Genomic DNA, 23775 nt, shown 5'->3' with positions numbered 1-23775 from the left:
TCACCCATGTCTGCCGCCGTGTCCGTTATTCAGCTCACCGATGCCAACTTCCAGGCCGAGGTGCTGGAGTGCTCGACCCCGGTGCTGGTCGATGTTTGGGCCACCTGGTGCGGCCCCTGCCGCCTGATGGCCCCGCTGATGGATTGGGCGGCTGAGGAGTACGCCGGTCGTCTGACCGTGGGCAAGTTGGAAGCGGATCCCAATCCCTCCAGCCGCGACCGGATGCAGGTCCAGGGACTGCCCGCCCTGTTGCTCTTTAAGGACGGCCAAGAAATTGCCCGCCACGAGGGTGCCATGGCCAAGTCCCAGCTCCAGGGTTTCTTGGATGCCCAGCTCTGATCCGTTCACGATTTCTGAACGGGTTCGTGGCCTAGGTAGCGGCGTTTTTGCCCGCAACGACAAACGCAAGGTGGCCTATCGGGCCCGGTCCGAGGCCGGGCTGGCCCCCCTACTTGATTTGTCGTTGGGGTCGACGGATCTTCAACCCCCCCCGGTGGCGATTGAGGCGATCCGTCAACGTTTAGGGGAGCCAGATAGTTCTTCCTATTGCCTTCACGGCGCGACCGCCCCCTTGCGCGAGGCGGTCGCCGCCTGGGCCCAGCGTCGCTTTGGTGTGGCTGTGGATCCAGCCACTGAGGTCCTGTTTCTGGTGGGTTCCCAGGAGGGAACAGCCCACCTGCCGCTGGCGGTGCTCAACCCCGGGGATTCCGCCCTGCTGCTTGATCCCTTTTATCCCTCCCACCTGGGGGGGCTGCGCTTGGCTTCTGCCCAGCCGCGTTTCCTGCGGCTCGAGAAGGAGCGGGGCTTTGCTCCCAACTTTGATCAACTGAGTGATTCCGAGTGGGATGCGCTCAAGTTGATGGTCCTGGGGTTCCCCCACAACCCAACGGCGACCACCGGCGAGCAGGCCTGGGTCGATGAGGCGGCCTCGAGGGCTGTCCGCCATGGTCTGGTCTTCGCCCACGACAACCCCTATGTCGATCTAGCCCTCGAGGGGGAGGCACCGTCCCTGCTCCGTTCACCCCATTGGCGCCAGTGCGGCATTGAGTTCTTCTCGTTCTCCAAGGGCTGGTGTCTTGGTGGGTTCCGGATGGCCTTCGCGATCGGCGCCGCTCCGCTGATCCAAGCGCTCCGCCAACTCAAGGGTGTGGTGGATTTCAACCAGTCCTTGGCCCTTCAGGCTGGGGGAATCGCGGCCCTTGCGCAGGCGCCAGATTGGCCCGAGCGGCTGAAACCGATCTACCGGGAGCGCAGGGACCGGATGATGGCGGCCTTGGCGGGGGCGGGTTGGCCCGTTCGCTGTCCGTCGATGGCGCTCTATCTCTGGCTTGCCTTGCCCGAGCAGGCTCGTCTGCGCGGTTGGAACTCCGAGCAGTTCTGCGGGCAGTTGCTGGACGCAACGGGGGTCTGCCTAACCCCTGGTAATGGCTTTGGCGAGGGGGGAGAGGGGTTTGCACGCCTGGCCTTGGTGCATGACATGGCGGCCCTGGAGGCTGGCGCCCAGCGCATGGGGGCATGGCTACAAAGCCTTTAAGCGCCGGAGTTCTGGCGCGGCAGTTGCGTCACTCTCCCGGGGACTACCCCCTGCCGTGGAGGATTCAGGTGCGACGAATCTGCGCCAGCACCGAGATTGAGCTGGACCGTTGGATCAAGCACGATCCGATGGGGTCAGCAGCACGCGTGGTCCTGGCCCGCCGCCAGGGCTTCGGTCATGGGCAACAGGGACGCCCGTGGTCGTCTCCAGCCGGTGGGATCTGGCTCAGTGCCGCCTTGCCTTGGCACTCGGATCCGGAGGCGGCGGCCTCCCTGGCCTTGGCGGTTGCCGTGGGTTTGGCGCTTGAGTTGGAGGACCTGGGACTGGCACCCGCCATCAAGTGGCCCAATGATTTGCTGGTGTCGGGCCTCAAGCTCTGTGGTTTCCTGCCGCGGCTGGCCTGGCGCGCTGGCCGCCTTCGCTATGCCCGGGTGGGCTTGGGATTAAACGGCTCCAATGCTGTCCCTGCTGGAGCGGTCAGCCTGCATCAGCTGCTGGGGCAGCAGCGGCCCGCGGAGTTGGGAGCCCGCGTCCTTCAGGCCCTGGAATGGGCCGTAGCAGCGGCGGACCAGCCGGAACTGGTGCGGCGTCAGGCTGAGCAGCGGTTGTGGAATTCCGGAGGGTTTGAGCACGATGGCCAGCAATGGACCGTCAGAGGACTCAGCCGTGATGGTGGCCTGCAACTCCAAAACGCCTCGGGCGCGATGGTCCTGCGGCGGCGTTTTTAGGGCTTCCTAGTCTTGGCTTCATTCGTGCCCCGGTGGCTGTGATCCTCATCCCACGGCTCCGTTGGCTGCTGCTGACGCCCTTGCTGCTGGCTGGACCTGTGGCGTCTGAGCCCGGTGGACCGTTGGCTCCGCCGCCCATACCGGCTCCAGAGCCCGCCCTGCGTCCATCGCTTCAACAGCTTCAGGCTGTCCCTCCCCCCAAGCGCTTTGATCAGTCCCTCGATGCCTTGGTGCGTCAGGGCATTGTCACCCCCTCAGAGCGCCGAGCCCTGCGGCGGGGAGGCATGGATCTGCAGCCGCTGGATGTGGGGGCCTTCCAAAAGGGCTGCCGGAGTGGGGCACTCTCCGCCCGTGAATGCCGTGGTGGCATAGCCCTGCGTTGGGGGTTGCGGCAGGAGGGATCGCGGCGTCCTCCCTTGTCGGTCCCGGTGTCGGCCCTATTGGGCGGACGCTTTGACATGGCGAAGGTGTTTCGGGTCACTCCGCGGCCGGCACCGGTTGCGGGCAATGGCAACCGGCGTTTGCTGTTGCCGATCCTTGGCTCTGCCTTCAAATCCAGCGGTTTTGGCTGGCGTCTGCATCCTCTGCTGGGGGGCTGGCGTCTCCATGCCGGAGATGACCTGGCGGCCCCAGAGGGCACCCCGGTGGTCGCGGCCTTGGCCGGTCGGGTGGTGAGCAGTGGTTTGGCTGGTGGCTACGGCTTGGCGGTGGAGGTGGAGCACCAACGGCCGCGGCGGCGCAGCCTCTATGGCCATCTCTCGGAGCTCTATGTCCGCGCCGGTGATCGTGTGCTCCAAGGGGAGGTGTTGGGCCGGGTGGGCAGCACGGGCTTGAGCACCGGCCCTCACCTGCATTTCGAGCTGCGTCAGCCGGTTTCTGGTGGCTGGGTGGCCGTGGATCCCGGGGAGTTCGATGCTGGATCTGCCCTGCGCGGGAGCGATGCGGTCGCCCTGCTGATGGGGCAGCTGATCAGCAGCCTGGAGCGTCCTAGCGGTTAAACCTGGGAGCCAGCGCCTGAGCTCACCAGGCGACCGTCGTGGAAATGGACCACCCGTTGGGCCCGTGCTGCCACGTCGTGTTCGTGGGTGACCAGCAGGATCGTTATTCCCTGCTGCCGGTGCAGCTCGTCAAAGAGGTCCAAAACCTCGGCAGTGGTGCGGGAATCGAGCGCTCCAGTGGGTTCGTCCGCCAGCAGAAGATTGGGTTGGTTGATGATCGCGCGAGCCAGAGCGACACGCTGCTGCTGGCCGCCCGAGAGTTGGTTGGGCTTGTTGTAGAGCCGCTCACCAAGGCCGATGCGCTCGAGGGCATGGATGCCGCGTTCCTCGCGCTCCTCGGCCGTAACTCCCGCGTAGACCATGGGCAACATCACGTTCTCGAGGGCCGTGAGCTCCTGGAGAAGATGAAACTGCTGGAAGACAAATCCCAGCTCGCGGTTTCGAAGATCGGCCAGTTGATCGTCTGTGAGCTCCTCGACGGCGGTGCCGTTGAGGAGATAGCTGCCGCTCGTGGGTCGATCGAGGCAGCCCAGGATGTTCATCGCTGTGCTCTTGCCTGAACCGGAGGTGCCCATCACGGCGACGTACTCCCCGCGGCGAACGCTCATGGTCAGATCATCGAGAGCGACGACCGTTGTGTCTCCGCTGCCGTAGGTCTTGCGGATGTGCTCGAGTTCGGCAATGACCGGCCCGGTGCCGCTTGTCATCAGCCAACCGGGAGGCCCGCGGCCGAGGCCAGGGCTTTCTGGAGCATGGGTGTGCCAGAGACGGCTCCACTGGCCCAGTTGAAGAGGGGGTTGGAGAGGATGCCGCCAACGGCGGTCACCACCACACAGGAGACCAGTGCGGCGCGCAGCGGTTGCAGTCCAGCCAGGCTCCAGTTCAAGTCGGGGTAGGCCTTGACCACTTCAGAAGCCTCATGGGGCTCCTTGACCACCATCATCTTGATCACAGAGATGTAGTAGTAGATCGAGACCACAGAGGTCAGCAGACCCACCACCACCAGGAGATATTGCTGGTCGGCCCAGCCGGCAAAGAAGAGGTAGATCTTGCCGAAGAAGCCCAGCATCGGGGGAATGCCTCCCAAGGACAGCAGGCAGAGGCTTAGGCCGAGGGTGATCAGGGGGTCCTTTTGGTACAGGCCGGCGTAGTCGCTGATGCGATCACTGCCAGTGCGAAGGGAGAACAGGATGATGCAGGCGAAGGCGCCCAGGTTCATGAAGAGGTAGGCCGCCATGTAGAGGACCATGGCGGCGTAGCCGTCTTCCGTGCCGCAGACCAAGCCGATCATCACGAAACCGGCCTGACCAATCGAGCTGTAGGCCAGCATCCGTTTCATGGAAGTCTGGGCCAGAGCAACGACGTTGCCTAGGACCATGCTCAAGATGGCTAGGACCGTGAACAGCAATTTCCACTGGGCTTCGAACGGCTCGAAGCAGCCCACCAGGATCCGCAAAGCAAGAGCAAAGCCAGCGGCCTTAGAACCCACTGAGAGGAACGCCACCACCGGGGTCGGAGATCCTTCGTAGACGTCAGGGGTCCACTGGTGGAAAGGCACCGCGGCGATCTTGAAGGCGACCGTTGCCAAGACGAACACCAACGCCAGGGCGGCGACTGGTGAGGCACTGGTTTGTAGGGCCAGCCCCACGGCCTCCAAGCTGGTGCTGCCGCCTGTCAGGCCGTAGAGGAGGGAGGCGCCGTAGAGAAAGACGGCTGCTGCTGCTGAGCCGACAAGCAGGTATTTCAGTGCTGCTTCAGAGCTGCGGGCATCGCGCTTCATGTAGCCCGACAGCAGGTAGCTCGCGACCGAGAGGGTCTCGAGGGAGACGAAAATGCTGACCAGATCGGTGGCGCCGCAGAGCAGCATGGCCCCGAGCGTGGCAGCCAAGAGGATCGAGGCGTATTCACCAACCGGTGTTCCGGCCCGCTCGACATAGCGCCAGCTGATCAGAAGGGAGACCAGCGTTGAGGCGGCGACCACGGCCCGGAAGGCGATGGCCAAGTTGTCGGCGAGGAAGGCGCCCAGGAATGAGGGCTCCAGTGGCGCCGCATCCCATTGCAGGGCGAGCAGGCCCAGGGCTCCGCCCAGACCGATGTAAGAGAACAGTGGAACCCAGCGTGCAGCAGCTTTCTCGCCGGCCAGATCCACGAGCAGGCAGGCCACCATCGCCAGTAAGACAGCACCTTCTGGCGCGATGGCACCTGCATTGAGTTGCAGCGATGTAATGCCACTCACCGCTGGTGCAGCCGCAGTTGCAACGGTGTCGGCGGCAGCCAGAAGAGAGAGCACAGCTGTTGGAACACGCCCGTTGGGCTGGACTGTAGCTGCGCTGGCGTCATCCTTCGGCGTTTCTCGACGGGGTTGACCGCCGATGCGATAAAGAGGGAAGCGGTTCACCGCCTGCCTGTGGCGCACACCCTCGTCATCGTTGAAAGCCCCACCAAGGCCCGCACCATCCGCGGGTTCTTGCCGAAGGACTTCAAAGTTGAAGCCTCAATGGGGCACGTGCGTGACTTGCCCAACAACGCCAGCGAGATCCCCGCGGCTCACAAGGGTGAGAAGTGGGCCAATCTCGGCGTGAACACCACCAACGACTTCGAGCCGCTTTACGTGGTGCCGAAGGACAAGAAGAAGGTGGTGAAAGAACTCAAGGACGCCCTCAAAGGCGCCGATCAACTCCTCTTGGCTACGGACGAAGACCGGGAAGGGGAATCCATCAGCTGGCACCTGCTGCAGCTGCTGAACCCGAAGGTTCCGGTCAAGCGGATGGTGTTCCACGAGATCACCAAAGAGGCCATCGGCCGGGCCCTCGACCAGACCCGTGAGCTCGACATGGAGCTTGTCCATGCCCAGGAAACACGGCGGATCCTGGATCGCCTGGTGGGCTACACGCTCTCTCCTCTGCTCTGGAAAAAGGTCGCCTGGGGCCTCAGTGCAGGCCGGGTTCAGTCCGTGGCCGTCCGGTTGCTGGTGCAACGCGAGCGGGCTCGCCGAGCCTTCAAGAGCGGCAGCTACTGGGATCTCAAGGCTGAGCTGGCCAAGGGCAGCAGCAGTTTTGACGCCAAGCTCACCCATCTCAAGGGCGAGCGCATTGCCGGTGGGTCGGATTTCGACGAAAACACCGGTGGGCTGAAGGCCGGTAGCAAGGTTCGTTTGCTGAGCGAAGCCGACGCCCGCAGCCTGCGTGAAGCGGTCTTGGCGGCCCCTTGGCGGGTGTCGTCCGTGGAGGAAAAGCCCACCACCCGCAAGCCGGTGGCGCCCTTCACCACCAGCACCCTGCAGCAGGAGGCCAACCGCAAGCTGCGTCTCTCGGCCCGCGAGACCATGCGCACGGCCCAGGGGCTGTACGAACGTGGCTTCATCACCTACATGCGCACCGACTCGGTGCATCTCAGTGACCAGGCCATCAATGCGGCCCGCAATTGCGTCGCTGACAAGTACGGCAAGGACTACCTCAGCGGTTCACCCCGTCAGTTCTCCACCAAGGCCCGCAACGCCCAGGAGGCCCACGAGGCGATCCGGCCCGCCGGTGAAAGCTTCCGCGACCCCTCGGCCACCGGCCTGGATGGCCGTGATCTGGCCCTCTATGAGCTGATCTGGAAACGCACCGTTGCCTCCCAGATGGCGGAGGCCCGTCTAACCATGCTCAGCGTTGAGCTCGAGGTCGACGGCGGAAACCTGGGGCCTGCCAACTTCCGGGCCAATGGCAAGCGCATTGATTTTCCTGGTTTCTTCCGTGCCTACGTCGAGGGAAGCGATGACCCCGATGCCGCTTTGGAAGGTCAGGAAGTGCTGCTGCCGAGCCTGAAAACCGGCGACAGCCCCAGCTGTAAAGCGGTGGAAGCATTGGGCCACCAAACCCAGCCCCCCGCTCGCTACAGCGAAGCGGCCCTGGTGAAGATGCTCGAGAAGGAGGGCATCGGTCGCCCTTCCACCTATGCATCGATCATCGGCACGATTGTTGACCGCGGTTACGCGACGCTGCAGAACAACTCGCTGACCCCCAGCTTCACGGCGTTTGCAGTCACAGCCCTGCTGGAGGAGCACTTCCCCGATCTGGTGGATACGAGCTTCACCGCGCGGATGGAGGGCACCCTCGACGACATCTCGACCGGCAAGGTGCAGTGGTTGCCCTACCTCGAAAGTTTTTACAAGGGTGACCAGGGTCTCGAGACCCAGGTTCAGCAACGCGAAGGGGACATCGATCCCACCGCCTCGCGAACGATTGCTCTTGAAGGTCTGCCCTGTGTGGTGCGGATCGGCCGCTTTGGTGCCTACCTGGAGACCAAGCGCGTGGCTGATGACGGCAGTGAAGAGCTGCTGAAGGCCACCCTCCCCAATGAGATCACCCCTGCGGATCTCGACTCTGAAAAAGCGGAGCTCATTCTCAAGCAGAAAGCGGATGGTCCCGAATCGCTGGGTGAAGATCCCGAGACCGGCGATTTGGTCTATCTGCTGTTTGGTCAGTACGGGCCCTACGTGCAGCGCGGCCAGGTCAGCGACGAGAACCCCAAGCCCAAGCGCGCCTCCCTGCCCAAGGGCACCAAACCCGAGGATCTCACCCTTGAGGACGCCCTCGGCTTGTTGCGTCTCCCCAGGCACCTGGGGGAACACCCCGATGGCGGCAAGGTGGAGGCCGGCTTGGGCCGCTTTGGCCCCTACGTCGTTCACCACAAGGGCAAGGGGGAAAAGGACTACCGCTCCTTGAAGGCCGAAGACGATGTCCTGATGGTGGGCCTCTCCCGCGCCCTGGAATTGCTAGCCATGCCCAAGCGGGGCCGTGGTGGCCGCACAGCGCTGAAGGACATCGGCACCCCCGAGGGAGCCGATGAGGCGATCCAGCTCTTTGATGGCCCCTATGGCCTTTACGTCAAGCAGGGCAAGGTGAACGCCTCACTTCCCGAGGGGACGACAGCCGACACCATCACCCTGGAGCAGGCGGTGGAATTGCTGGCGGCCAAGGCCGCGGCTGGCAAGGGCAAGGGCCGCAAGACCGCGGCGAAGTCCACGACTGCCAAGAAGCCAGCCGCCAAGAAGCCAGCCGCCAAGAAGCCAGCCGCGAAGAAAGCTCCGGCCACCACCAAGACAGGTCGCCTGCGGGCCAGCGCTGTGAGGATCGTGAAGGCGGCTGATAGCTGATGGCGCATCTGCGCTGGGGTTCGCTCGTGCTCCTGGCAGCCGCCCTCTCCGGTTGCCAGGGCACGCCCCTGGGCGATCAGCTCTCCCGCAGTTTCTCGGACCCCCTCCCTGCTGCACCGGCCCCATCCCCTGCGCCCCCCAGCCAACCGGCTGCCCCTGCACCGGCCGCCAAGAAGGATGAGCCGCCGGTGGTGCAAAAGCCCACGCCGAAGCCTCCTCAGACCCCGGCTGCTCCTCGTCGGAGCTCCCCTCCGGCCCCCTATCGGGTCACGATCAAGTTGCCCGCCGCTGACCCCTCCGCCCCTGCGGAGGTGCTGACCCAGGCCTTGCGCGCCGCTGGTTTGGCCTTTGAAGTGGAGACCATTGAGCGCGTTTCCGACGGGACAACGCCAACACGTACCCCTGCGCCTGATCCGCGCTAGGCCGGCCTCTACCCATGTCCTTGAGTCGCCGTCAGGCCCGACAGCTCACCGATACGGCCTATCTGGCGGCCGCCACGGCGTTGCTCTGGGTTGGCCTGTACTACCTCCCGGTCGGAGGCGCTCTGTTTCGCTTGGCCTTACCTCTGCCCCTGGCCCTGCTTCAGCTTCGCCACAACGGGCGCTGCGCGGTGGAAGGCGTCACCGTGGCGGCCCTGCTGCTGGTGGCCTTGATGGGGCCGATTCGCGGCCCGTTGGTGCTCTTCCCCTATGGGTTCCTAGCCCTTTGGCTCGGTTGGTGTTGGAGCCGGCGCCTGAGTTGGTACCTGAGCTGGGGCGTGGGTCTGTTGATCGGCAGTGGCGGCTTCCTGGTGCGGGTGGCGGTGCTTTCGATCCTGTTGGGCGAGAACCTGTGGGTGCTGATCACCTCCGCGGCCTCCCAGGTTCTCGATCGCCTGCTGGGCTTGGTTCACATCGGTGGTGGTCCGGATCTGGTTCAGGTGCAGCTGATGGCCCTTGCCCTGGTGCTGCTTCAAAACCTGATCTACGTGCTGGCCTTGCATGCGGTGGCCCTTTGGATCTTTCCCCGGCTGAAGAGTCCGATCAGTGAGCCGCCTGCGCTGCTGCGCCCCCTGCTCGCCCTCGATCCCCTTTGACTCTGGAGCGCCTGAGCGGAGCGTGCGACGTCGCCGAGCGGTGGTGCGAGCTCCTGGCTACGGCTGCGGCCCAGACTCGGGTCTTGTTGCTGTTGGCCGGCACGGATACGGCTGCGGTGCCTGGGATCTCGGCGGCGGGAGCGACACCGGACTCCCGCCGTTTCACGGCGGCAGCGGATGCGGAGTTGCTCTGGCAGGGCCCCGCCGCCCGGCGGCCCCATGCCTTGCCGCCCCTGCCGGCGGGTGTCACACCGGCGTTGATTGCTTGGGCCGTGCTCCAGGGCCTGGATCTGGAGCCTTTGGTGCTGAATCTTGGCGCTCCGGTTGCGCCGGCCATTCCCCATCTCCAGCTGAACCAGTCCCCCGCCCGCTGCCTCAGCACTGGGGCGGCGATGGATCTCGATCGGGTGCAGGCGCTCTGGTTGTGGGGAGAGCGCTGGGGCCGTGGCTTGGCACGCTCCGGCCAGCCGGTGCTGCTCAGCGAGTGTGTCCCCGGGGGGACGACGACGGCTCTGGCGGTGCTGGAGGCCCTGGGGGTGCCCTCCACGGGCCTGGTGAGTGGCAGCGTTCGTCAACCTGATCACCAGCTCAAGCGGCAACTGGTGCAGCAGGGTTTGGAGGCGGCCCAGCTCGGCCCATTGGCCAGCCCTAAGGCTGTATTGGCGGCGGTTGGTGACCCGATGCAGGTGGTGGCTGCTGCCTTGCTGAAGCGGGCGGCCTTGGCGGGGACGCCAGTGCTCTTGGCGGGCGGTAGCCAAATGGCGGCGGTCTTAGCCCTGGCGTTGGCGGCATGCACCCCGCTGGAGCGCCAGCAACTGGCCACCCAGGCGGCCGTGGTGACCACCGCCTGGGTGGCCTATGAAGCGGCCAGCGATTTTGAAGGGTTGATGGCCCAGCTGGCACAGCGCTTTGCCATCGAGCCGTTGGCCTTTGCGACGGGTCTGCGCTTTACGGGCAGCCGCCGGCAGGAGTTGCTCGACTACGAGCGGGGCTATGTCAAGGAGGGGGTCGGCGCTGGTGGTTTGGCGGCCCTCTGGCAGCTCAGCGGCCGCTCACTTCAGGCGCTGCAGCAGGCCTGTGAGCAGGCCTGTGACCAACTCCAGCACCCGGCTTAGGTTCAAAGCGCTTTGCCCTCGGTTGTGACCTCCCGCCGCCAAGTCCTGCAACTGATGGGTTCGGTGGTGGCCCTCGGAACCGCTGGCGGCTGCGCGCCTGCCCGTTCCGGCCAGCCGCAACTGTTGAACGTGACAGGGGATTTGCCCAAGGCCTGGCTGCAGGAGCTGCCGTCCCCCTGGCAGCCTCGAAGCTTGGATCGTCCTGAGCAGGTTCTGAGCTTGGTGGACAGCTCGGCCCTCCAGGAGGAGGCTTTGGCGGGGGCTGCGCTACTGGCTTTGGGTGATGGCTGGGCCCAACAGCTCGATCGAGCCAGGCTCCAGCCCCTTGAGGCATCGGCCCTGCTGGAGCAGCTGGCCCCGATCGCCCAGGCCCCGAGTCGTTTGTTCGCGGCTGAAGGCAATGTGCCCTTGGCCTTTCCCTGGGCCTTTGGAACCTGGCTGCTGGTGCTGCGCAGCCGCCCCGACCTCTGGCGTCAGCGCCAACGGGGTTGGTCACTGCTGTTGGATCCAAGCCTGCGGGGCAAGGTGGTGCTGCCCTCCAGCCCGCGGGTGGTGATCGAGTTGGCTCTGCGTCAATTGGGACTGTCCAGCGCCGATCCCCAATCCCTCACCAATCCAGCGCTGCCTAACCAGGTCTCTCAGCTGGTGGACCAGGCCCTGGCCCTTGATGAGCGGGACGGACTCAATCTGCTCTTGGCCGGGGAGGCGGATGCGGCTGTGGTCCCCAGTCATCGGGCGATTCCCCTGCTGAAGAAGGATCCACGCCTCTCGGCACTGTTGCCGGAGTCCGGCTCCCCACTCTGGTGGCAGCTCTTGCTGCGTCTGGCCCCCCGTGACAGTGCATTGGTGGATCCGCCGCTGCCCTTGGAGTGGATTCGGGATGGCCTCTCGCTGCCCCTGCTTGATCGCCTGCTGGCGGCCGGTTGGGTGCCGCCGCTTCCGCGTCAACAGCTGGAGCCTGTGCTGCGGCGCTGGCCTGAACGACTGCGGCCGTTGTTGCTCCCGAGCGACGCCGTCTTGCAACGCTGCAACAGCCTGCCGATGTTCAGCCCGGTTGAGCGCAGCCGTTGGCAAACCCTCTGGGATCAGGCCCTGAGCCGTTAACCCCAGAGCCTGCGCCGCGGTGCAGCAGCCAGCCGTTGATGGGTCTCCGCGAGCAGCTCCGGAATCGGGAGGTCGTAGGGACAGCGGGGCAGGCAATCGCCGCAGGCTTCGCAGGCGGAGGCGTTCACGCTCTCCCACCAATGCCCAGCGCGTCCGATCAGGTTGTAGCGCTCTTGGGCGAAGGCGCTCATGCCGTGGCCCAGGTCCAAATTGCGGAGGCGCAGGAGCTCGGGGATCGGCACCTCATTGGGGCAGGGAAGACACGCGCGGCATTGCTGACAGGCGGTTGCAGCCAGACGGGTTTGACCGGCTTCCCAGGCCCGCTCCAGGACCTGGCGATGGCTGTCCCGCAGCCAGCTTCCCTGTTCAGAGCGAAGGCGGTGTGCGAGGGCTAGGTCGCTGGCTTGGGCGGCCCCCAGGGTCAAGCTGGAGATGCCCGCATCGAGCAGGAAGCGATAGGCCAATTCCAGGGGCTCAAAGGGATCGCAATCGGCGCGGAGCTGCTCGGGGGGGGCATAGAGGCGGCCCCCTTTATCTGCTGGAGAGATGGCCAGGACCCCGATTCCCTCCCGCAGGGCCGCCTGGGCGAGGGGGAGTCGGGTTTGATCAAACCAGTGCAGATGGAGACTGCAAAAGTTGAAGCGGCCTGAGGCAAGCGCCGTTTCAATGATCCCTAGCTCACCGTGGCTGGAAAACCCCACCTGGGTGACGAGCCCCTCCCCCAGGGCCCACTGCAGTAGCTCGGCTCCAGCTCCCTTGAGGGCCCAATCCAGGTGATCAGGGCGGTTGAGTCCGTGAACCGCCAGGTTGTCGAGCCGCGTCAGGCCTAGGCGCTGGAGGATCCCGAGGAGTTGCGTCTTTCCATCCTCGAAGCCGATCTCTGGCAGCAGCTTGCTGGTGATCACCAGTTCTTCAGGCCCATGCCGTTGGCGGCGTGCGCTCAGGGCCTCGCCGAGGAAGGCTTCCGCCGGGCCGTAGGCCGGGGCGGTCTCGATGTGGTTAATCCCCGCTGCAAGAGCTGCATCGAGCACTTCCGCCATCTGCTGCGGGCTCGTGGTGGCCCGCATCGTGCCGAGGCAGAACGGGGAGACCAGCGGTCCCCGGCCAAAAGGGCGGCGTTCAGCCAGGGTCTTCCTCCGTTTGGTCGGCGGAGCGCTCCGCTTCCGCCTGGGCTTGGCTGATATTCCTCACCAGTTCAGCCGGACTAATGCCATCGAGGAAGCGACGGAAATCGGCGGCATCTTCTGCATCGGCTTCCGCATCCACAGGGATGGAGGCATCGGCCACCACTTCCTCCAGCATCCAGATCCCGCTGCCGGTGCGGACGGCCAGGGCAATGGCATCGCTGGGCCGGGCGTCGAGCTCGAGTTCTTCTTCGCCCGCCGTCTGCAGTTTGAGCACGGCGCGAAAGGTGCTGTCCTCAATGGTGTGAACGATCACCTTGGTGAGTTCCAGGCCCCCGGCCTGCAGCAGTTCCACCATGAGGTCATGGCTCAGGGGTCGGGGCGGGGTCTGATCGCTGAGCCCCGCCATGATGTTTTGGGCTTGGGCCTGGTCGATCCAGATCGGGACCTGACGGCGCCCCGACGGATCGCGAAGCAGCACGATCGGACTTCGACTGGCGGCGTCAAGGGCAATGCCGGCCACACGCATTTCGACCATGGCTTGCCCGTTCTCCCTTCTGCCCGATTATGGCCAGTGTTGATCGGGCCACCTCATGTTCACTGGGCTGGTTCAGGCCACCGGACAACTGCAGCGCAGCAGCGGCGGCGTGACGCTGCGGATTCCTCCGGGTGCTGATCTCGATCCTGCCCAGTTAGCCCTGGGGGACAGCGTTGCGGTCGATGGGGTCTGTCTGACGGTGACCGAGCACTCTGCCCATGGGTTCCGTGCTGACGTCAGCGAGGAAACACTGGGTCGCACGACCCTCGCGGTGAAGGCCGACCGAGGGGGTTGGGTCAACCTGGAGCCGGCCTTGCGTCTTCAGGACCGCCTTGGGGGTCATTTGGTCAGTGGCCACGTCGATGGCTTGGGCCATGTGGTGGCGGTGGAGCAGCAAAGCGCCTCTTGGAAGCTGGCCCTGCGTTGGGAGGATCCGGCCTTTGGTCGCTACATCTGCGAGAAGGCCAGCGTCGCCGTTGATGGCATCAGCCTGACGGTGGCGGGCTGCAGCGCGGACGGGGCTGAGTTTTGGATTGCGGTGATTCCCCACACCTGGGGCAGCACGACCTTGCAGCATCTGCAGCGGGGGACGGCTGTGAACTTGGAGGCGGATCTCCTCGCTAAGTACACCGAACGCTTGTTGCAGTCCGGTTCAGCGGGGGGCACTCCTTCGGTGGCGCCCATTAGTGATGCCTGGCTGAAAGACCACGGCTGGAGCTGACAACGCCAGAAGCCATGCCTACCTTCCGGGGGTTCGTGTTCCTGCTGAACACTTCATGGCTTCTGACGACAATTCCGATCTGGCGGTAGGCGCCCTGCGCAGCTTCACCGTCGCCGAGGGCATCCTGCTGCTGGTGCTGGGTGTTCTGGCCCTGATCTTCCCGATGATTGCCTCCGCCTGGGTCACGGTGGTGGTGGCTCTGGCCTTTCTGGTTGGTGGACTCATCGGCTGGGTGAACAGCCTCAATCGCTCCCGGCAGCTCAGCAAATGGCACTGCTTCTGGCGGCTCGTGGTCTCCACCTTGTTCGTGGTGACCGGCGCTTGGATCATCCAGCAGTTCAGTGCTGGTGTGGAGCCGGCTGCAGCTCAAGTTGCGGCCTTGGCCTTCGCCATTGGCATCGTCTTTTTGGTGGAGGGTGTGGTGGCCAGCATCGTCTCTCTCTCCCACACCGAGATGGCTGGCTGGGGCTGGGGTTTGGCCAACGGCATCGTCACCTTCGTCCTCGGCCTGATCATTGTTTCGATGAAGGGCCTTGGTTTGCTGAGCGTGCTCGGCATCCTGGTCGGGATCAGCTTCCTGTTCAGCGGGATTGACCTTCTGGTCTTCAGTGCCGCCTTCCACGCCCCCGACGAGCGCTGAGCGCCTGGTCGCGCTTCAAAGGGTTTCGTTTGCGCTCCCGTCCTGCCCAAGGGGAAGGAGCCAAATGGAGCCCGTTTCTTTGTGGATTTCGATTTTGAACTCTTGGCCGGGTTCAAGGCCCATGCGCCTGGTGTAGGCGTTCCCGATCAACAGGTTTCCATTGCCGTGGACCTTGGTGCGGAATTCGGCTTGTCGGCCTTTGGTGCCGCTTCCGCCGCCGCTTTGGCTAGGAAGTTTGTAGCCCTTGGCTTCGACGAGGGCGCGGTAGAAGCTTTTTTTCAGAAGACGGCCGCTGGGTCCGACGTAGCCGCAGGCCCTGGCGATCTGATCTTCTGGGCGATTGCTGAGGGAGCGAGCTTTATCAAGCAGCGCCTTGCCTTCCAGCATCTGGGTTGGCTTTGTTGTCTTCTCTTCGACGAACACCGGTGCAGTGAGGCGCTGGCGGCCCGATTGTGCCGATCCCTAGCAATGCTTCGCAAGGGCAACTTGCAAGAACTGTGATCAAACAGCTCCACTACAGCAGATAAAGGATTCCGTAGAGGACCACCCAGATGCCATCGACAAAGTGCCAATAAAGCTCAGCGGCCTCCAAGGGAAAGAGGTTCTCTGAGCTGACACGACCGCCCTCACGGCATTGCCACCAGACGATCAGGATCATCAGACCGCCCAAGGTGACGTGCAGGCCGTGGAAGCCGGTGATCGCGTAGAAGGTGCTGGCAAAGAGGTTGTCGGTGAGGCCAAAGGGGAGCTCGAAGTACTCCTTCATTTGCCCTGCCAGAAAAGCGAAGCCGAGGGCTGCACTGATCAGCAACCAGCGCTGGCCTAAGGCCCGTTGGTTGCGCTTCATCGCCGCGCCCGCGCGATGGAAGGTGAAGCTGCTGACCAGCAGCAGCAGGGTGTTGATGGTGGGCAGCACCAGCTCCAGTTCGTAGGTGGCCCCGGATGGCAGCGGATTAACGGCCCGGAAGGTCAGGTAGGCCGCAAAGAACCCGGCGAAGGTCATGCCATCGGCGACCAGAAAGGTCGCAAGGCCGAACATTCGGAAATCGCCATGGTGCTCTTGATGCTCTTGGTGCTCGACACCCTGTTGTTCGCTCAGGGACTCGCTGGGGCTCAGGCTTGTCATGGTGTTCAGGAGCGCTGGTCAGAGTCGCCGAGCTTCCAGAGCTCAGAGCCCGAAGTGGCGGCCAATTGGAGTTCACCGGCGGGGGTGCCGTAGCCATAGGGCTCCTGCACCAAGGGGGCTTCCCCTTTCCAGTTCTCGACCGGTGGGGGAGAACTGGTGAGCCACTCGGGGGTGAGGGCGTTCCAGGGGTTGTCACCAGCAGGGGCGCCGTTGAACGCACTCATCACGACGTTCAACAGGAAAGGCAGGGTGCTGATCGCCATCAGCAGTGCCCCCACGCTGCTGAGTTGGTTAATCAGTTCGAACTGGGGGTCGTATTCGGCCACACGCCGCGGCATTCCATTCAGTCCAAGCCAATGCTGCGGAGCGAAGCAAAGGTTGAAGCCGACGAAGGTGAGAAGAAAGTGCAGTCGTCCAAGGTCTTCATTGAGTAAGCGCCCGGTCACCTTGGGATACCAGTGGTAGATCGAGGCAAAGATCACAAAGACCGTTCCTCCGTAGACGATGTAGTGAAAGTGGGCGACGACGAAGTAGGTGTCGTGCACGTGGATGTCGAAGGGGACCTGGGCGAGGGCGACGCCCGTAATCCCGCCAAAGACAAAGTTGATGATGAAGCCGCAGGAGAACAGCATTGCGCTGTTGAGGGCAATGCGGCCGCCCCACATCGTGGCCAGCCAGTTAAAGAATTTGATGCCCGTTGGTACGGCAATAAACGAGGTGGCGATGGTGAAGAACAGCCGCATCCAAGGAGGCGTGCCGCTGGTGAACATGTGGTGGGCCCAGACGATCAGACCCAGGAAGACAATGCCCAAAATCGAGTACACCATCGTTGTGTAGCCGAACAGGGGCTTGCGGCAGTGGATGGGGAGGATTTCGCTTACCAGGCCGAAGGCTGGCAGCACCATGATGTAAACCGCCGGGTGGGAATAGAACCAAAAGAGGTGCTGATAAACCACCGCATTACCACCCAGGCTTGGGTTGAAAAAGCCGGTGTGAGCAATGATGTCGAAGCTCAGCAACACCAGTGTTCCAGCGAGGACTGGTGTTGAGAGAACCACCAAGATGCTGGTGCCGAGCATGGCCCAGCAGTACATCGGCAGCTGCATCAGCTTCAGTCCCGGACGCCTCAATTTGAGGATCGTGGCGATGAAGTTGATGCCTCCAAAAATGGAGCTGCCGCCCAGCAACAGCACACTCAAGATCCAGATGATCTGACCGGTTGCCGGGGTCGTGATGCTGAGGGGTGGATAGGCGGTCCAGCCCGACTGGGGGGCACTGGCGATGAAGTAACTGCTGATCAAGAGCAATCCCGCAGGTGGGATCAGCCAAAAGGCCACCGCATTGAGCCTGGGGAAGGCCATGTCGCGGGCACCCACGTAGAAGGGGATCAGGTAGTTGCCGAAGGCGCCATTGACCACTGGGACGATCCAGAGAAAGATCATCACCGTCCCGTGGAGGGTCAGGACTTCGTTGTAGGTCTCTCGCGGCAGGAAGTCAGAAATCGGTGTGAGCAACTCCGTTCGAATTGCTCCAGCGAGGGCTCCACCGATGAGATAGAAGATGAAGCCGCAAACCAGATACTGCAGTCCGATCACCTTGTGATCGGTGCTGAAGCTCAGATAGCGGAGCCAGCCCTGGGGTTGCAGAGGAGTGCTGTGCTCGGGGGTCAGGCTGATTGTCATGACTGCACCGGTGTTTGTGGAGCTGCGTTGGCAATCGGACTGTTTTGGTTGACCCAGGCTTCGAAGGTCTCGGGCTCATCGACGATCACGGTCGAGCGCATGCCGCCGTGGTACGGGCCACAAAGCTCGGCGCAGACGATCGGATAGCGGCCAGGGCGAGTGGCGGTGAAGCTCAAGAGGGTGGGCTGCCCCGGAATGATGTCTTGCTTGAGCCGGAATTCGGGGACCCAGAAGGCGTGGATTACGTCGTTGGCCTTCATGTTCAGAGCCACCGGCTGTCCCATGGGGACGTGCAGCTCGCCGCTGGTGATCTCGGCGCCGGGGTAGTGAAAGATGAAGGCGAACTGCATCGCCGTCACATCGATCGGTAGTGGCGCCAATGCACCGTCACTCTCGAGACTGACCGGACTGATGCCACCCCAGGTGCGGGACTCCTGCATCTCTCCGCCCATGGCGTGCATGCTGTGGTCATTGAGCGGCGCCATGCCGCCCATGCGGTCGTAGATGTCGTAGCTGTAAATGCCGACAAACAGGACCACCACAGCAGGAATGGCGGTCCAGAGGATTTCGAGAGGGAGGTTCCCCTCCACGGCCTCTCCATCACCGCTTTCGCCGGGCTTTCGCCGGAACTTCACCAAGCTGTAGACGATGAGTCCAGCAATCCCAACAAAGAGGATTGTTCCGATGCTGAAGAGCACCTTGAACAGCTCGTCGTAGACCGGCGCGTTTGCACTGGCGTCCACCGGGAGCAGGTTGACGTTCTGCCCGATCCAGAGACCCATCAGAACGAGGGCCATGCCGGTGATCAGGGTGAGGATTGCGGCTGGAATCCGCATAGTCCTGGAATCGATCGCGTTCAGCCTATGGAGGGTTGGCCATTGGCGCGGCGTTCGTGGTTCTTTGCAGTAATCCGCCGCGGGTCGGTGAGGGAATGCTCACCCGTTGATCACTGTTGGTGTCGCTTTTGGACTGCTGATTGCTGTCGTCAGCGAAGCCGGTGAGACGTCATTAGTTTGACGCCAATCGCCCTTCTCCACCTGAGATGTTCGGCGCCACACAGCCCAGCAAACGAGACGGCCTCGCCACACTCTGCGCCCACCTTCTGGTGGCTCTGATTGCGCTGGTGGTCATCGGCGGAGCGACGCGCGTGATGGAGGCGGGCCTGGCTTGCCCCGACTGGCCCCTCTGCTACGGCTCCTTCTTGCCGGGTCGTCAAATGAACCTCCAGGTCTTCCTGGAGTGGTTCCATCGCCTCGATGCCTTCGTTGTCGGGGTGGGCCTGCTCGTGCTCACCGTGGTGAGTTGGTGGTGGCGACGCGATTTGCCCAGAGGCTTTCCCCTGGGGGCCAGCTTGAGCCTGCTGCTTGTGGCCGTCCAAGCGGGACTGGGGGCGTTAACGGTGACCTTGCTGTTGCCGTTCCCTGTGGTGACGGCTCACTTGCTGACCGCCTTGGTGCTGGTGGCCCTCTTGAGTGGTTTGAGCGAATTGCTGAGGGCGGGTTCGCTGGCTCGGGCTTCGGGAGGCTCCCTGGTATGGGCTGGTTTGGCCGCTGGCCTTGCGCTTGCGGTGCTCGTCCAGTGCCTGTTGGGCGGGTTGATGGCCAGTCAGTGGGCGGCGGGCCGTTGCTTGACGGCTGGTGAGGGGTGCTCTTGGCTCTTCCTGCACCGCCTTGGCGCTCGGCCGGTGGGTGTCTTCGTACTCCTTGGTTCGGGGCTCCTGCTGTGGAAGCGTCCCAGCGATCGCCCCTTGGCTTTGGCTGCAGCCTTGCTGGTGCTGCTTCAGATCGCACTGGGAGTGCTGAGTTTGCGCCTCAGCCTGTCTGTCCCGGCGGTGACGGTTGCCCACCAGCTCGGGGCCGCTCTGCTGGTGGCCGTCCTGGCGGCCTTGACCGTTCGTAGTTGGCCGGAGGTCCTTCGTGGCTAATTCACTGACCCTGACCCGAGAGGAGATTGTTCCCTCCAGGAAGCGACTCAAGTTGCCGCCCTGGTTGGAGATCGCCAAGCCGCGGTTGATTCCCTTGCTGTTGGCGACCACTCTTGGTGGGATGGCGATGTCGGAGGGTTGGCCCCTGCCTCCCTTGCGCATGGCCTGCACCTTGGGTGGTGGCGCCTTGGCGGCGGCCGCGGCGGGGGTTCTGAACTGTCTTTGGGAGCAAGAGCTCGATGGCCGTATGCAGCGGACCAGTGGCCGCGCTCTCCCTTCTGGCCGCCTCTCCATCACGACGGCTTTCGCCATCGCCGTCACCCTGACCCTCACGGCAGCGACGCTCTTGGTGGGGGGCGTGAATTGCCTGGCCGCCAGTTTGTCGCTGCTGGGACTCTGCAGTTACGTGCTGCTCTACACGGTGCTCCTGAAACCACGGACCACCCAGAACATTGTGATCGGCGGCGTCGCTGGTGCTATTCCCCCGCTTGTGGGTGCCGCCGCAGCAACGGGACACCTGGGCTTGGGCAGTTGGTGGTTGTTTGCTCTGGTGATGTTTTGGACGCCAGCTCATTTCTGGGCGTTGGCCTTGCTGCTGAAGGAGGACTACCGCGCCGTTGGGATTCCGATGCTCCCTGTGGTCAAGGGCAGTGGTGCCACGGCTGAGGCGATTCGCTGGTACGCCCTGGCGACTGTGTTGCTCAGTCTCTTTGGTGTTTGGGCCTTGCCCGGAGGTGGTCTGCTCTATGGGCTACTGCTGCTTCCGTTCAATGCCCGGCTGCTTCAGATGACCTGGAACTTGCATCAGGACCCCGACGATCTTCAGCGGGCGAAGGGATTGTTTCGCTGGTCGATCTTCTACCTCTTTGGTGTTTGTCTGCTGCTTCTGCTGGCGCGGATGCCGGCTGGCGAACAGTTTTCGCAACAGGGCTTTGCCTTGCTCGGTTGGAGTGGGTCCGGCAATGCAGGTTTCACCCTGGTCGCATCGCTGGTGAGCAACGCTTTCTAGATTCAATCTCCTTAATGCTTCAGTGAGGTCGGCGGCGGTGACTCATCCAGTGATTGATCTGGAAAACGTCTCCAAGCGCTATGGCAAAGGCGAGAAGGCCGTTGATGCTCTGAACGGTCTCAACTTGAAGGTCCCCGCAGGCAGCTTGTTTGGGTTGCTCGGCCCCAATGGGGCGGGTAAAACCACCACCCTGCGCATCCTCGCAACCTTGCTGGCTCCGTCCAGCGGCCGCGTTCAGGTGGCTGGTCTCGATGCTCTAGTTGACCCCAGGGGCGTTCGCGAGCGCTTGGGTTATGTGGCCCAAGAGGTCGCCCTCGACAAGATTTTGAGCGGCCGCGAGCTGCTCCAGCTGCAGGGGGATCTGTATCACCTGCCCCGCTCAACGAGGGATCAGCGCATTGCTGAGCTGATTGAACTGCTGGGGATGGCCGAATGGATCGACCGCCGTAGCGGCACCTATTCCGGCGGGATGCGCCGCCGCCTGGACTTGGCCTCTGGACTCCTGCATCGCCCCGATGTGTTGGTGCTCGATGAGCCGACCGTCGGCCTGGATATCGAGAGTCGCGCCGCCATCTGGACTGTGTTGCGTCAACTGCGGGACCAGGGGACCACGGTGTTGCTGAGCAGTCACTACCTCGAGGAGGTCGACGCCCTGGCCGATCAGTTGGCGATCATCGAGGGTGGCCGGGTCATCGCCGCTGGTCCTCCTTCGGAACTCAAGGCGGCCCTCGGCGGCGATCGCGTCACCTTGCGGGTTCGGGAGTTCAGCGATGAACCGGAGGCCCTTCGGGTTCAACAACTGCTGCTGGCCTGCCCCGGAGTGCGCCAGGTGGTGGTCAACCGTGCCCAGGGCTTCTCTTTGAACCTGGTGGTCGAAAACGATGGAGTGGTGGAGCAACTCCGGCGTCAGCTGGCTGAGGCCGAACTGCCGGTCTTCGCCTTGGCCCAGAGTCGCCCCAGCCTGGATGACGTCTACCTGCAGGCAACGGGTCGCACGTTGATGGATGCTGAATTGGCCGTGGCCGGTGTGCGTGATCCCAAGGCGGAACGCAAGCAGTCGATGCGTTGACCTCTGCTTTGTTTCGGGATTTCCCGTGGATGGACTTTTCTGTTTTCTGACATGACCAGCGCTTCCTCCTCTTTGCTCAGTCCGGCCCCCAGCGCCAGCGCTCCGCGTTCGGCCATGGCTGATCTGATCCAGGAAACCCTGGCCCTGACCCGCCGTCTGTTTCTGCAATTGGCGCGTCGTCCCTCCACCTTGGTGGCAGGGGTGCTGCAACCTCTGATATGGCTGGTTCTCTTTGGTGCGCTCTTCGCGAATGCCCCAGAGGGGCTCCTGCCAGAAGGCATGAGCTACGGACGCTTCCTCGGTGCCGGTGTGATTGTCTTCACCGCGTTCAGTGCGGCACTGAATGCGGGCTTGCCGGTGATGTTTGACCGGGAGTTCGGTTTCCTCAATCGTTTGCTGGTCGCTCCTTTGCGCTCCCGCAGCTCGATTGTCTTGGCGTCGGTGCTCTACATCACGGCGCTGAGCTTGGTGCAGAGCGTCGCGATCATGGCTACCGCCTGGCTTTTGGGCTACGGCTGGCCGGGTGGTGGTGGATTGGTGTTGGTGCTGCTCACCTTGTTGCTCTTGGTCTTTGCTGTCACCGGCCTGAGTTTGGGTTTGGCCTTCGCTCTGCCGGGCCACATCGAGCTGATTGCCGTGATTTTCGTGGCCAACTTGCCACTGCTGTTTGCCAGCACGGCCTTGGCTCCGATTTCCTTTATGCCGGCTTGGTTGGGCTGGCTAGCGGCCGTAAATCCCCTTACCTTCGCCATTGAGCCGATTCGCGCCGCTTACGCCGGTCACTTCTCCCTTACTGCTGTGGTGTTGCATGCCCCCTACGGGGATCTGACTGCCGCAGCCTGTCTGGGGGTTTTGGCTGCCCTGGCGTTGGGTTTGTTTCTGCTGATCCGCCCCTTGCTGGATCGCAAGCTCGCCTGATTTTTTTGCACGCGATCGTGGCCCAACGCCCTTCCCCTCCTCCCTCACCACAGGCACGCCGCCAGGCTCATGTCCTGTCCCTGCGTCAGGCCCTCGCTCAGCGGGATCGCTTGGGGGTTGATGGGCTGCTCGGGCAGTGGGTCCATCGCCATGGTGTCGATGGCCTCGAGCCATTGCTTCAAGAGCTAGAGCAGGACGATCCCGAAGGCCTGAGCTGGTGGCGTCTTGGTGAGCCGAAGCCGGAGCCAGAGCCCAAACCTGAACCGGCATCGGAACCTGAGCCTCTGGTCACGGCGGACCCTGCGCCTGCGCAGCTTGATCCCATTCCTCTGGTCGTTGCCGAGAGGGAGCTCGTGCCAGAGGAGAGCGCTCCAGAGCCCATCCCTGAACCGGTGTCAGAACCTGAGCCTGCGGTGACGGCGGCCCCTGCGCCCATCGCCAAGGAGGCGCTGAAGCGCTCCGTGCGTCGTCGCCCTGGCACACCCCGTCCTGCTCCTGCCCCGAGTCATCCAGCCCTCGCTGAGTTGCGCTCTTGGCTCCCGAGCTCGGAAGACTCCCGTGCTGCCTGATTCCTCCCAGCTTCGGGCTGGCCTGATCGTTTCTGTGCAGGCTCCTGAGGGTTCGCCGATGCGCGATCCGCAGGTCATAGCGGCCATGGCCGAGGCCAGTCTGAACAACGGCGCGGTGGGTGTTCGCTTGGAGAGCCCAGAGCACATTGGGGCGGTTCGCCGCCGCTGCCCAGAGGCCTTGATCATTGGGCTTTGGAAGCGCACGTTCCCCGATAGCTCCGTCTACATCACCCCAGGCTGGAAGGAGATTCAGGCCGTCTGGGCAGCTGGTGCCGATGTCATCGCCCTCGATGCCACGGAACGGCGTCGTCCTGATGGAGCGCAGTTGTCCGTGTTGCTTCAGCGGGCCAAGCAGGAGCTCGGTGCATGCTTGATGGCTGATGTCGACAGCTTGGACAACGGTTTGCGAGCCGCAGAGCTCGGCTGCGATTGGGTTGGCACCACTCTCTACGGCTACACCGAGGCCACGGCTTCTCTTCGCCCTCCGGCCTGGTCAGTGCTTCGCCCCTTGCGGGAGCGTTTGCCAGCGGAGGTGATGTTGATCTGTGAGGGGGGGATCGCCTCGGCCCAGCAAGCTCGTCAGGCCCTCGATGGGGGCGCCGATGCTGTCGTTGTAGGCACGGCAATCACCGGCGTGGATCTGCAGGTGGCGGCCTATCGCCGCACCCTGGAGTCCTAGCCACCAAAAAGCTTTCTGAAGGAGCGAGACCTGGGGCCCAGGCTGAGACAAGCTGAGCATGTCTCAGTGGTCTCAAGTGGGA

At 63.6% G+C, this 23775-nt stretch carries 25 protein-coding genes; 17 read left to right on the top strand and 8 right to left on the bottom strand.

The genetic code is table 11. From position 1 onward, the window contains the following. Nucleotides 1-6 precede the first annotated feature (6 nt). The 4 genes from MY494_RS04840 to MY494_RS04825 are packed head-to-tail and all read left to right on the top strand — an operon-like array spanning nucleotide 7 to nucleotide 3260. The gene (locus tag MY494_RS04840) at nucleotides 7-339 is read left to right on the top strand and encodes a co-chaperone YbbN (RefSeq protein ID WP_247911599.1); all 333 of its coding nucleotides are present in this window, start codon (nucleotides 7-9) and stop codon (nucleotides 337-339) included. Beyond that, nucleotides 326-1534 (top strand): aminotransferase class I/II-fold pyridoxal phosphate-dependent enzyme, encoded by a 1209-nt coding sequence (locus MY494_RS04835; protein ID WP_247911598.1) that lies wholly within the window; start codon nucleotides 326-328, stop codon nucleotides 1532-1534. Before MY494_RS04840 ends, MY494_RS04835 begins: the two co-directional genes overlap by 14 nt. Further along, nucleotides 1516-2262: a biotin--[acetyl-CoA-carboxylase] ligase gene (locus tag MY494_RS04830; RefSeq protein WP_247911596.1), complete on the top strand. Its 747-nt coding sequence runs from the start codon at nucleotides 1516-1518 to the stop codon at nucleotides 2260-2262. The genes MY494_RS04835 and MY494_RS04830 overlap by 19 nt, the downstream gene beginning before the upstream one ends. A 38-nt stretch (nucleotides 2263-2300) precedes the next feature. Continuing rightward, a complete protein-coding gene (locus tag MY494_RS04825) occupies nucleotides 2301-3260 on the top strand; it encodes a M23 family metallopeptidase (protein ID WP_247911961.1) in 960 nt (319 codons plus the stop codon). On the opposite strand, the gene MY494_RS04820 is transcribed toward MY494_RS04825, so the two are convergent. Together MY494_RS04820 and MY494_RS04815 are read right to left on the bottom strand one after the other, a co-directional pair. Then, the gene (locus tag MY494_RS04820) at nucleotides 3257-3967 is read right to left on the bottom strand and encodes an ABC transporter ATP-binding protein (protein ID WP_305852212.1); all 711 of its coding nucleotides are present in this window, start codon (nucleotides 3965-3967) and stop codon (nucleotides 3257-3259) included. The genes MY494_RS04825 and MY494_RS04820 overlap by 4 nt on opposite strands. Beyond that, nucleotides 3967-5538 carry an NAD(P)H-quinone oxidoreductase subunit N gene (locus MY494_RS04815; protein WP_247911959.1) on the bottom strand — a complete coding sequence of 524 codons (1572 nt, stop codon included), beginning with the start codon at nucleotides 5536-5538 and terminating at the stop codon, nucleotides 3967-3969. Before MY494_RS04815 ends, MY494_RS04820 begins: the two co-directional genes overlap by 1 nt. Before the next feature lie 129 nt (nucleotides 5539-5667). Between MY494_RS04815 and topA the strand changes: the two genes are divergently transcribed. The 5 genes from topA to MY494_RS04790 are packed head-to-tail and all read left to right on the top strand — an operon-like array spanning nucleotide 5668 to nucleotide 11694. Further along, nucleotides 5668-8400 carry a type I DNA topoisomerase gene (gene topA, locus MY494_RS04810; protein WP_247911595.1) on the top strand — a complete coding sequence of 911 codons (2733 nt, stop codon included), beginning with the start codon at nucleotides 5668-5670 and terminating at the stop codon, nucleotides 8398-8400. After that, a complete protein-coding gene (locus MY494_RS04805) occupies nucleotides 8400-8822 on the top strand; it encodes a hypothetical protein (RefSeq protein WP_247911594.1) in 423 nt (140 codons plus the stop codon). Before topA ends, MY494_RS04805 begins: the two co-directional genes overlap by 1 nt. A 14-nt stretch (nucleotides 8823-8836) precedes the next feature. Further along, nucleotides 8837-9475 carry a DUF2232 domain-containing protein gene (locus MY494_RS04800; protein WP_247911593.1) on the top strand — a complete coding sequence of 213 codons (639 nt, stop codon included), beginning with the start codon at nucleotides 8837-8839 and terminating at the stop codon, nucleotides 9473-9475. Next, entirely contained in the window at nucleotides 9472-10590 is a 1119-nt protein-coding gene (gene cobT, locus MY494_RS04795; protein ID WP_247911591.1) for a nicotinate mononucleotide-dependent phosphoribosyltransferase CobT, read from the top strand. Before MY494_RS04800 ends, cobT begins: the two co-directional genes overlap by 4 nt. A 24-nt stretch (nucleotides 10591-10614) precedes the next feature. Beyond that, nucleotides 10615-11694 carry a hypothetical protein gene (locus MY494_RS04790; protein ID WP_247911590.1) on the top strand — a complete coding sequence of 360 codons (1080 nt, stop codon included), beginning with the start codon at nucleotides 10615-10617 and terminating at the stop codon, nucleotides 11692-11694. Here MY494_RS04790 and MY494_RS04785 read toward each other — a convergent pair. Together MY494_RS04785 and MY494_RS04780 are read right to left on the bottom strand one after the other, a co-directional pair. Then, the gene (locus MY494_RS04785) at nucleotides 11691-12761 is read right to left on the bottom strand and encodes an aldo/keto reductase (RefSeq protein WP_247911588.1); all 1071 of its coding nucleotides are present in this window, start codon (nucleotides 12759-12761) and stop codon (nucleotides 11691-11693) included. The genes MY494_RS04790 and MY494_RS04785 overlap by 4 nt on opposite strands. Nucleotides 12762-12813: 52 nt before the next feature. After that, nucleotides 12814-13356 carry a bifunctional nuclease family protein gene (locus MY494_RS04780; protein WP_247911587.1) on the bottom strand — a complete coding sequence of 181 codons (543 nt, stop codon included), beginning with the start codon at nucleotides 13354-13356 and terminating at the stop codon, nucleotides 12814-12816. 55 nt (nucleotides 13357-13411) lie between these two features. Here MY494_RS04780 and MY494_RS04775 point away from each other — a divergent pair, with 55 nt between their 5' ends. Both MY494_RS04775 and MY494_RS04770 read left to right on the top strand, forming a co-directional pair. Beyond that, nucleotides 13412-14077: a riboflavin synthase gene (locus MY494_RS04775; protein WP_247911586.1), complete on the top strand. Its 666-nt coding sequence runs from the start codon at nucleotides 13412-13414 to the stop codon at nucleotides 14075-14077. A gap of 55 nt (nucleotides 14078-14132) precedes the next feature. Further along, entirely contained in the window at nucleotides 14133-14717 is a 585-nt protein-coding gene (locus MY494_RS04770; protein ID WP_247911585.1) for a DUF308 domain-containing protein, read from the top strand. Between the two features lie 15 nt (nucleotides 14718-14732). On the opposite strand, the gene MY494_RS04765 is transcribed toward MY494_RS04770, so the two are convergent. The 4 genes from MY494_RS04765 to MY494_RS04750 all read right to left on the bottom strand — a co-directional run bounded on the left by MY494_RS04765 (nucleotide 14733) and on the right by MY494_RS04750 (nucleotide 18361). Continuing rightward, nucleotides 14733-15104 carry an AbrB family transcriptional regulator gene (locus MY494_RS04765; RefSeq protein WP_247911584.1) on the bottom strand — a complete coding sequence of 124 codons (372 nt, stop codon included), beginning with the start codon at nucleotides 15102-15104 and terminating at the stop codon, nucleotides 14733-14735. 127 nt (nucleotides 15105-15231) lie between these two features. Continuing rightward, nucleotides 15232-15843 (bottom strand): cytochrome c oxidase subunit 3, encoded by a 612-nt coding sequence (locus tag MY494_RS04760; protein WP_247911583.1) that lies wholly within the window; start codon nucleotides 15841-15843, stop codon nucleotides 15232-15234. Nucleotides 15844-15848: 5 nt separating this feature from the next. Then, entirely contained in the window at nucleotides 15849-17525 is a 1677-nt protein-coding gene (gene ctaD / locus MY494_RS04755; protein ID WP_247911581.1) for a cytochrome c oxidase subunit I, read from the bottom strand. Beyond that, complete coding sequence (locus tag MY494_RS04750; protein WP_247911580.1) at nucleotides 17522-18361, bottom strand: cytochrome c oxidase subunit II; 840 nt, start codon at nucleotides 18359-18361, stop codon at nucleotides 17522-17524. Before MY494_RS04750 ends, ctaD begins: the two co-directional genes overlap by 4 nt. A 206-nt stretch (nucleotides 18362-18567) precedes the next feature. Here MY494_RS04750 and MY494_RS04745 point away from each other — a divergent pair, with 206 nt between their 5' ends. From MY494_RS04745 to MY494_RS04720, 6 genes are read left to right on the top strand one after another with little or no spacing between them, the layout of a single operon-like run. Continuing rightward, entirely contained in the window at nucleotides 18568-19449 is an 882-nt protein-coding gene (locus MY494_RS04745; protein ID WP_247911578.1) for a heme A synthase, read from the top strand. After that, nucleotides 19442-20458, top strand: coding sequence for a heme o synthase (locus MY494_RS04740; RefSeq protein WP_247911577.1), 1017 nt, complete (start codon nucleotides 19442-19444; stop codon nucleotides 20456-20458). Before MY494_RS04745 ends, MY494_RS04740 begins: the two co-directional genes overlap by 8 nt. A gap of 49 nt (nucleotides 20459-20507) precedes the next feature. Beyond that, the gene (locus MY494_RS04735) at nucleotides 20508-21527 is read left to right on the top strand and encodes an ATP-binding cassette domain-containing protein (protein WP_371820711.1); all 1020 of its coding nucleotides are present in this window, start codon (nucleotides 20508-20510) and stop codon (nucleotides 21525-21527) included. Nucleotides 21528-21578: 51 nt separating this feature from the next. Then, the gene (locus MY494_RS04730) at nucleotides 21579-22445 is read left to right on the top strand and encodes an ABC transporter permease (RefSeq protein WP_247911575.1); all 867 of its coding nucleotides are present in this window, start codon (nucleotides 21579-21581) and stop codon (nucleotides 22443-22445) included. Between the two features lie 17 nt (nucleotides 22446-22462). Then, a complete protein-coding gene (locus MY494_RS04725) occupies nucleotides 22463-23014 on the top strand; it encodes a hypothetical protein (RefSeq protein WP_247911574.1) in 552 nt (183 codons plus the stop codon). Next, a complete protein-coding gene (locus MY494_RS04720) occupies nucleotides 23004-23693 on the top strand; it encodes an N-acetylmannosamine-6-phosphate 2-epimerase (protein ID WP_247911573.1) in 690 nt (229 codons plus the stop codon). The genes MY494_RS04725 and MY494_RS04720 overlap by 11 nt, the downstream gene beginning before the upstream one ends. Nucleotides 23694-23775: the final 82 nt, after the last annotated feature.

Source organism: Synechococcus sp. A10-1-5-1, from assembly GCF_023115425.1.
Lineage (GTDB): Bacteria > Cyanobacteriota > Cyanobacteriia > PCC-6307 > Cyanobiaceae > Vulcanococcus.
Note: the sequence above shows the minus strand (reverse complement) of the source record. Positions and strands in the feature narration are given on the sequence as shown.

Excerpts from the sequence above, each read along its gene's own strand:
- MY494_RS04760 (WP_247911583.1), bottom strand. The coding sequence starts at position 15,843 with ATGACAAGCCTGAGCCCCAGCGAGTCCCTGAGCGAACAACAGGGTGTC.
- MY494_RS04745 (WP_247911578.1), top strand. The coding sequence starts at position 18,568 with ATGTTCGGCGCCACACAGCCCAGCAAACGAGACGGCCTCGCCACACTC.
- MY494_RS04765 (WP_247911584.1), bottom strand. The coding sequence starts at position 15,104 with ATGCTGGAAGGCAAGGCGCTGCTTGATAAAGCTCGCTCCCTCAGCAAT.
- MY494_RS04775 (WP_247911586.1), top strand. The coding sequence starts at position 13,412 with ATGTTCACTGGGCTGGTTCAGGCCACCGGACAACTGCAGCGCAGCAGC.
- MY494_RS04820 (WP_305852212.1), bottom strand. The coding sequence starts at position 3,967 with ATGACAAGCGGCACCGGGCCGGTCATTGCCGAACTCGAGCACATCCGC.
- MY494_RS04770 (WP_247911585.1), top strand. The coding sequence starts at position 14,133 with ATGGCTTCTGACGACAATTCCGATCTGGCGGTAGGCGCCCTGCGCAGC.
- MY494_RS04785 (WP_247911588.1), bottom strand. The coding sequence starts at position 12,761 with ATGCGGGCCACCACGAGCCCGCAGCAGATGGCGGAAGTGCTCGATGCA.
- MY494_RS04805 (WP_247911594.1), top strand. The coding sequence starts at position 8,400 with ATGGCGCATCTGCGCTGGGGTTCGCTCGTGCTCCTGGCAGCCGCCCTC.
- MY494_RS04780 (WP_247911587.1), bottom strand. The coding sequence starts at position 13,356 with ATGGTCGAAATGCGTGTGGCCGGCATTGCCCTTGACGCCGCCAGTCGA.
- MY494_RS04730 (WP_247911575.1), top strand. The coding sequence starts at position 21,579 with ATGACCAGCGCTTCCTCCTCTTTGCTCAGTCCGGCCCCCAGCGCCAGC.
- ctaD (WP_247911581.1), bottom strand. The coding sequence starts at position 17,525 with ATGACAATCAGCCTGACCCCCGAGCACAGCACTCCTCTGCAACCCCAG.
- MY494_RS04750 (WP_247911580.1), bottom strand. The coding sequence starts at position 18,361 with ATGCGGATTCCAGCCGCAATCCTCACCCTGATCACCGGCATGGCCCTC.
- MY494_RS04800 (WP_247911593.1), top strand. The coding sequence starts at position 8,837 with ATGTCCTTGAGTCGCCGTCAGGCCCGACAGCTCACCGATACGGCCTAT.
- MY494_RS04835 (WP_247911598.1), top strand. The coding sequence starts at position 326 with ATGCCCAGCTCTGATCCGTTCACGATTTCTGAACGGGTTCGTGGCCTA.
- MY494_RS04840 (WP_247911599.1), top strand. The coding sequence starts at position 7 with ATGTCTGCCGCCGTGTCCGTTATTCAGCTCACCGATGCCAACTTCCAG.
- MY494_RS04830 (WP_247911596.1), top strand. The coding sequence starts at position 1,516 with ATGGCTACAAAGCCTTTAAGCGCCGGAGTTCTGGCGCGGCAGTTGCGT.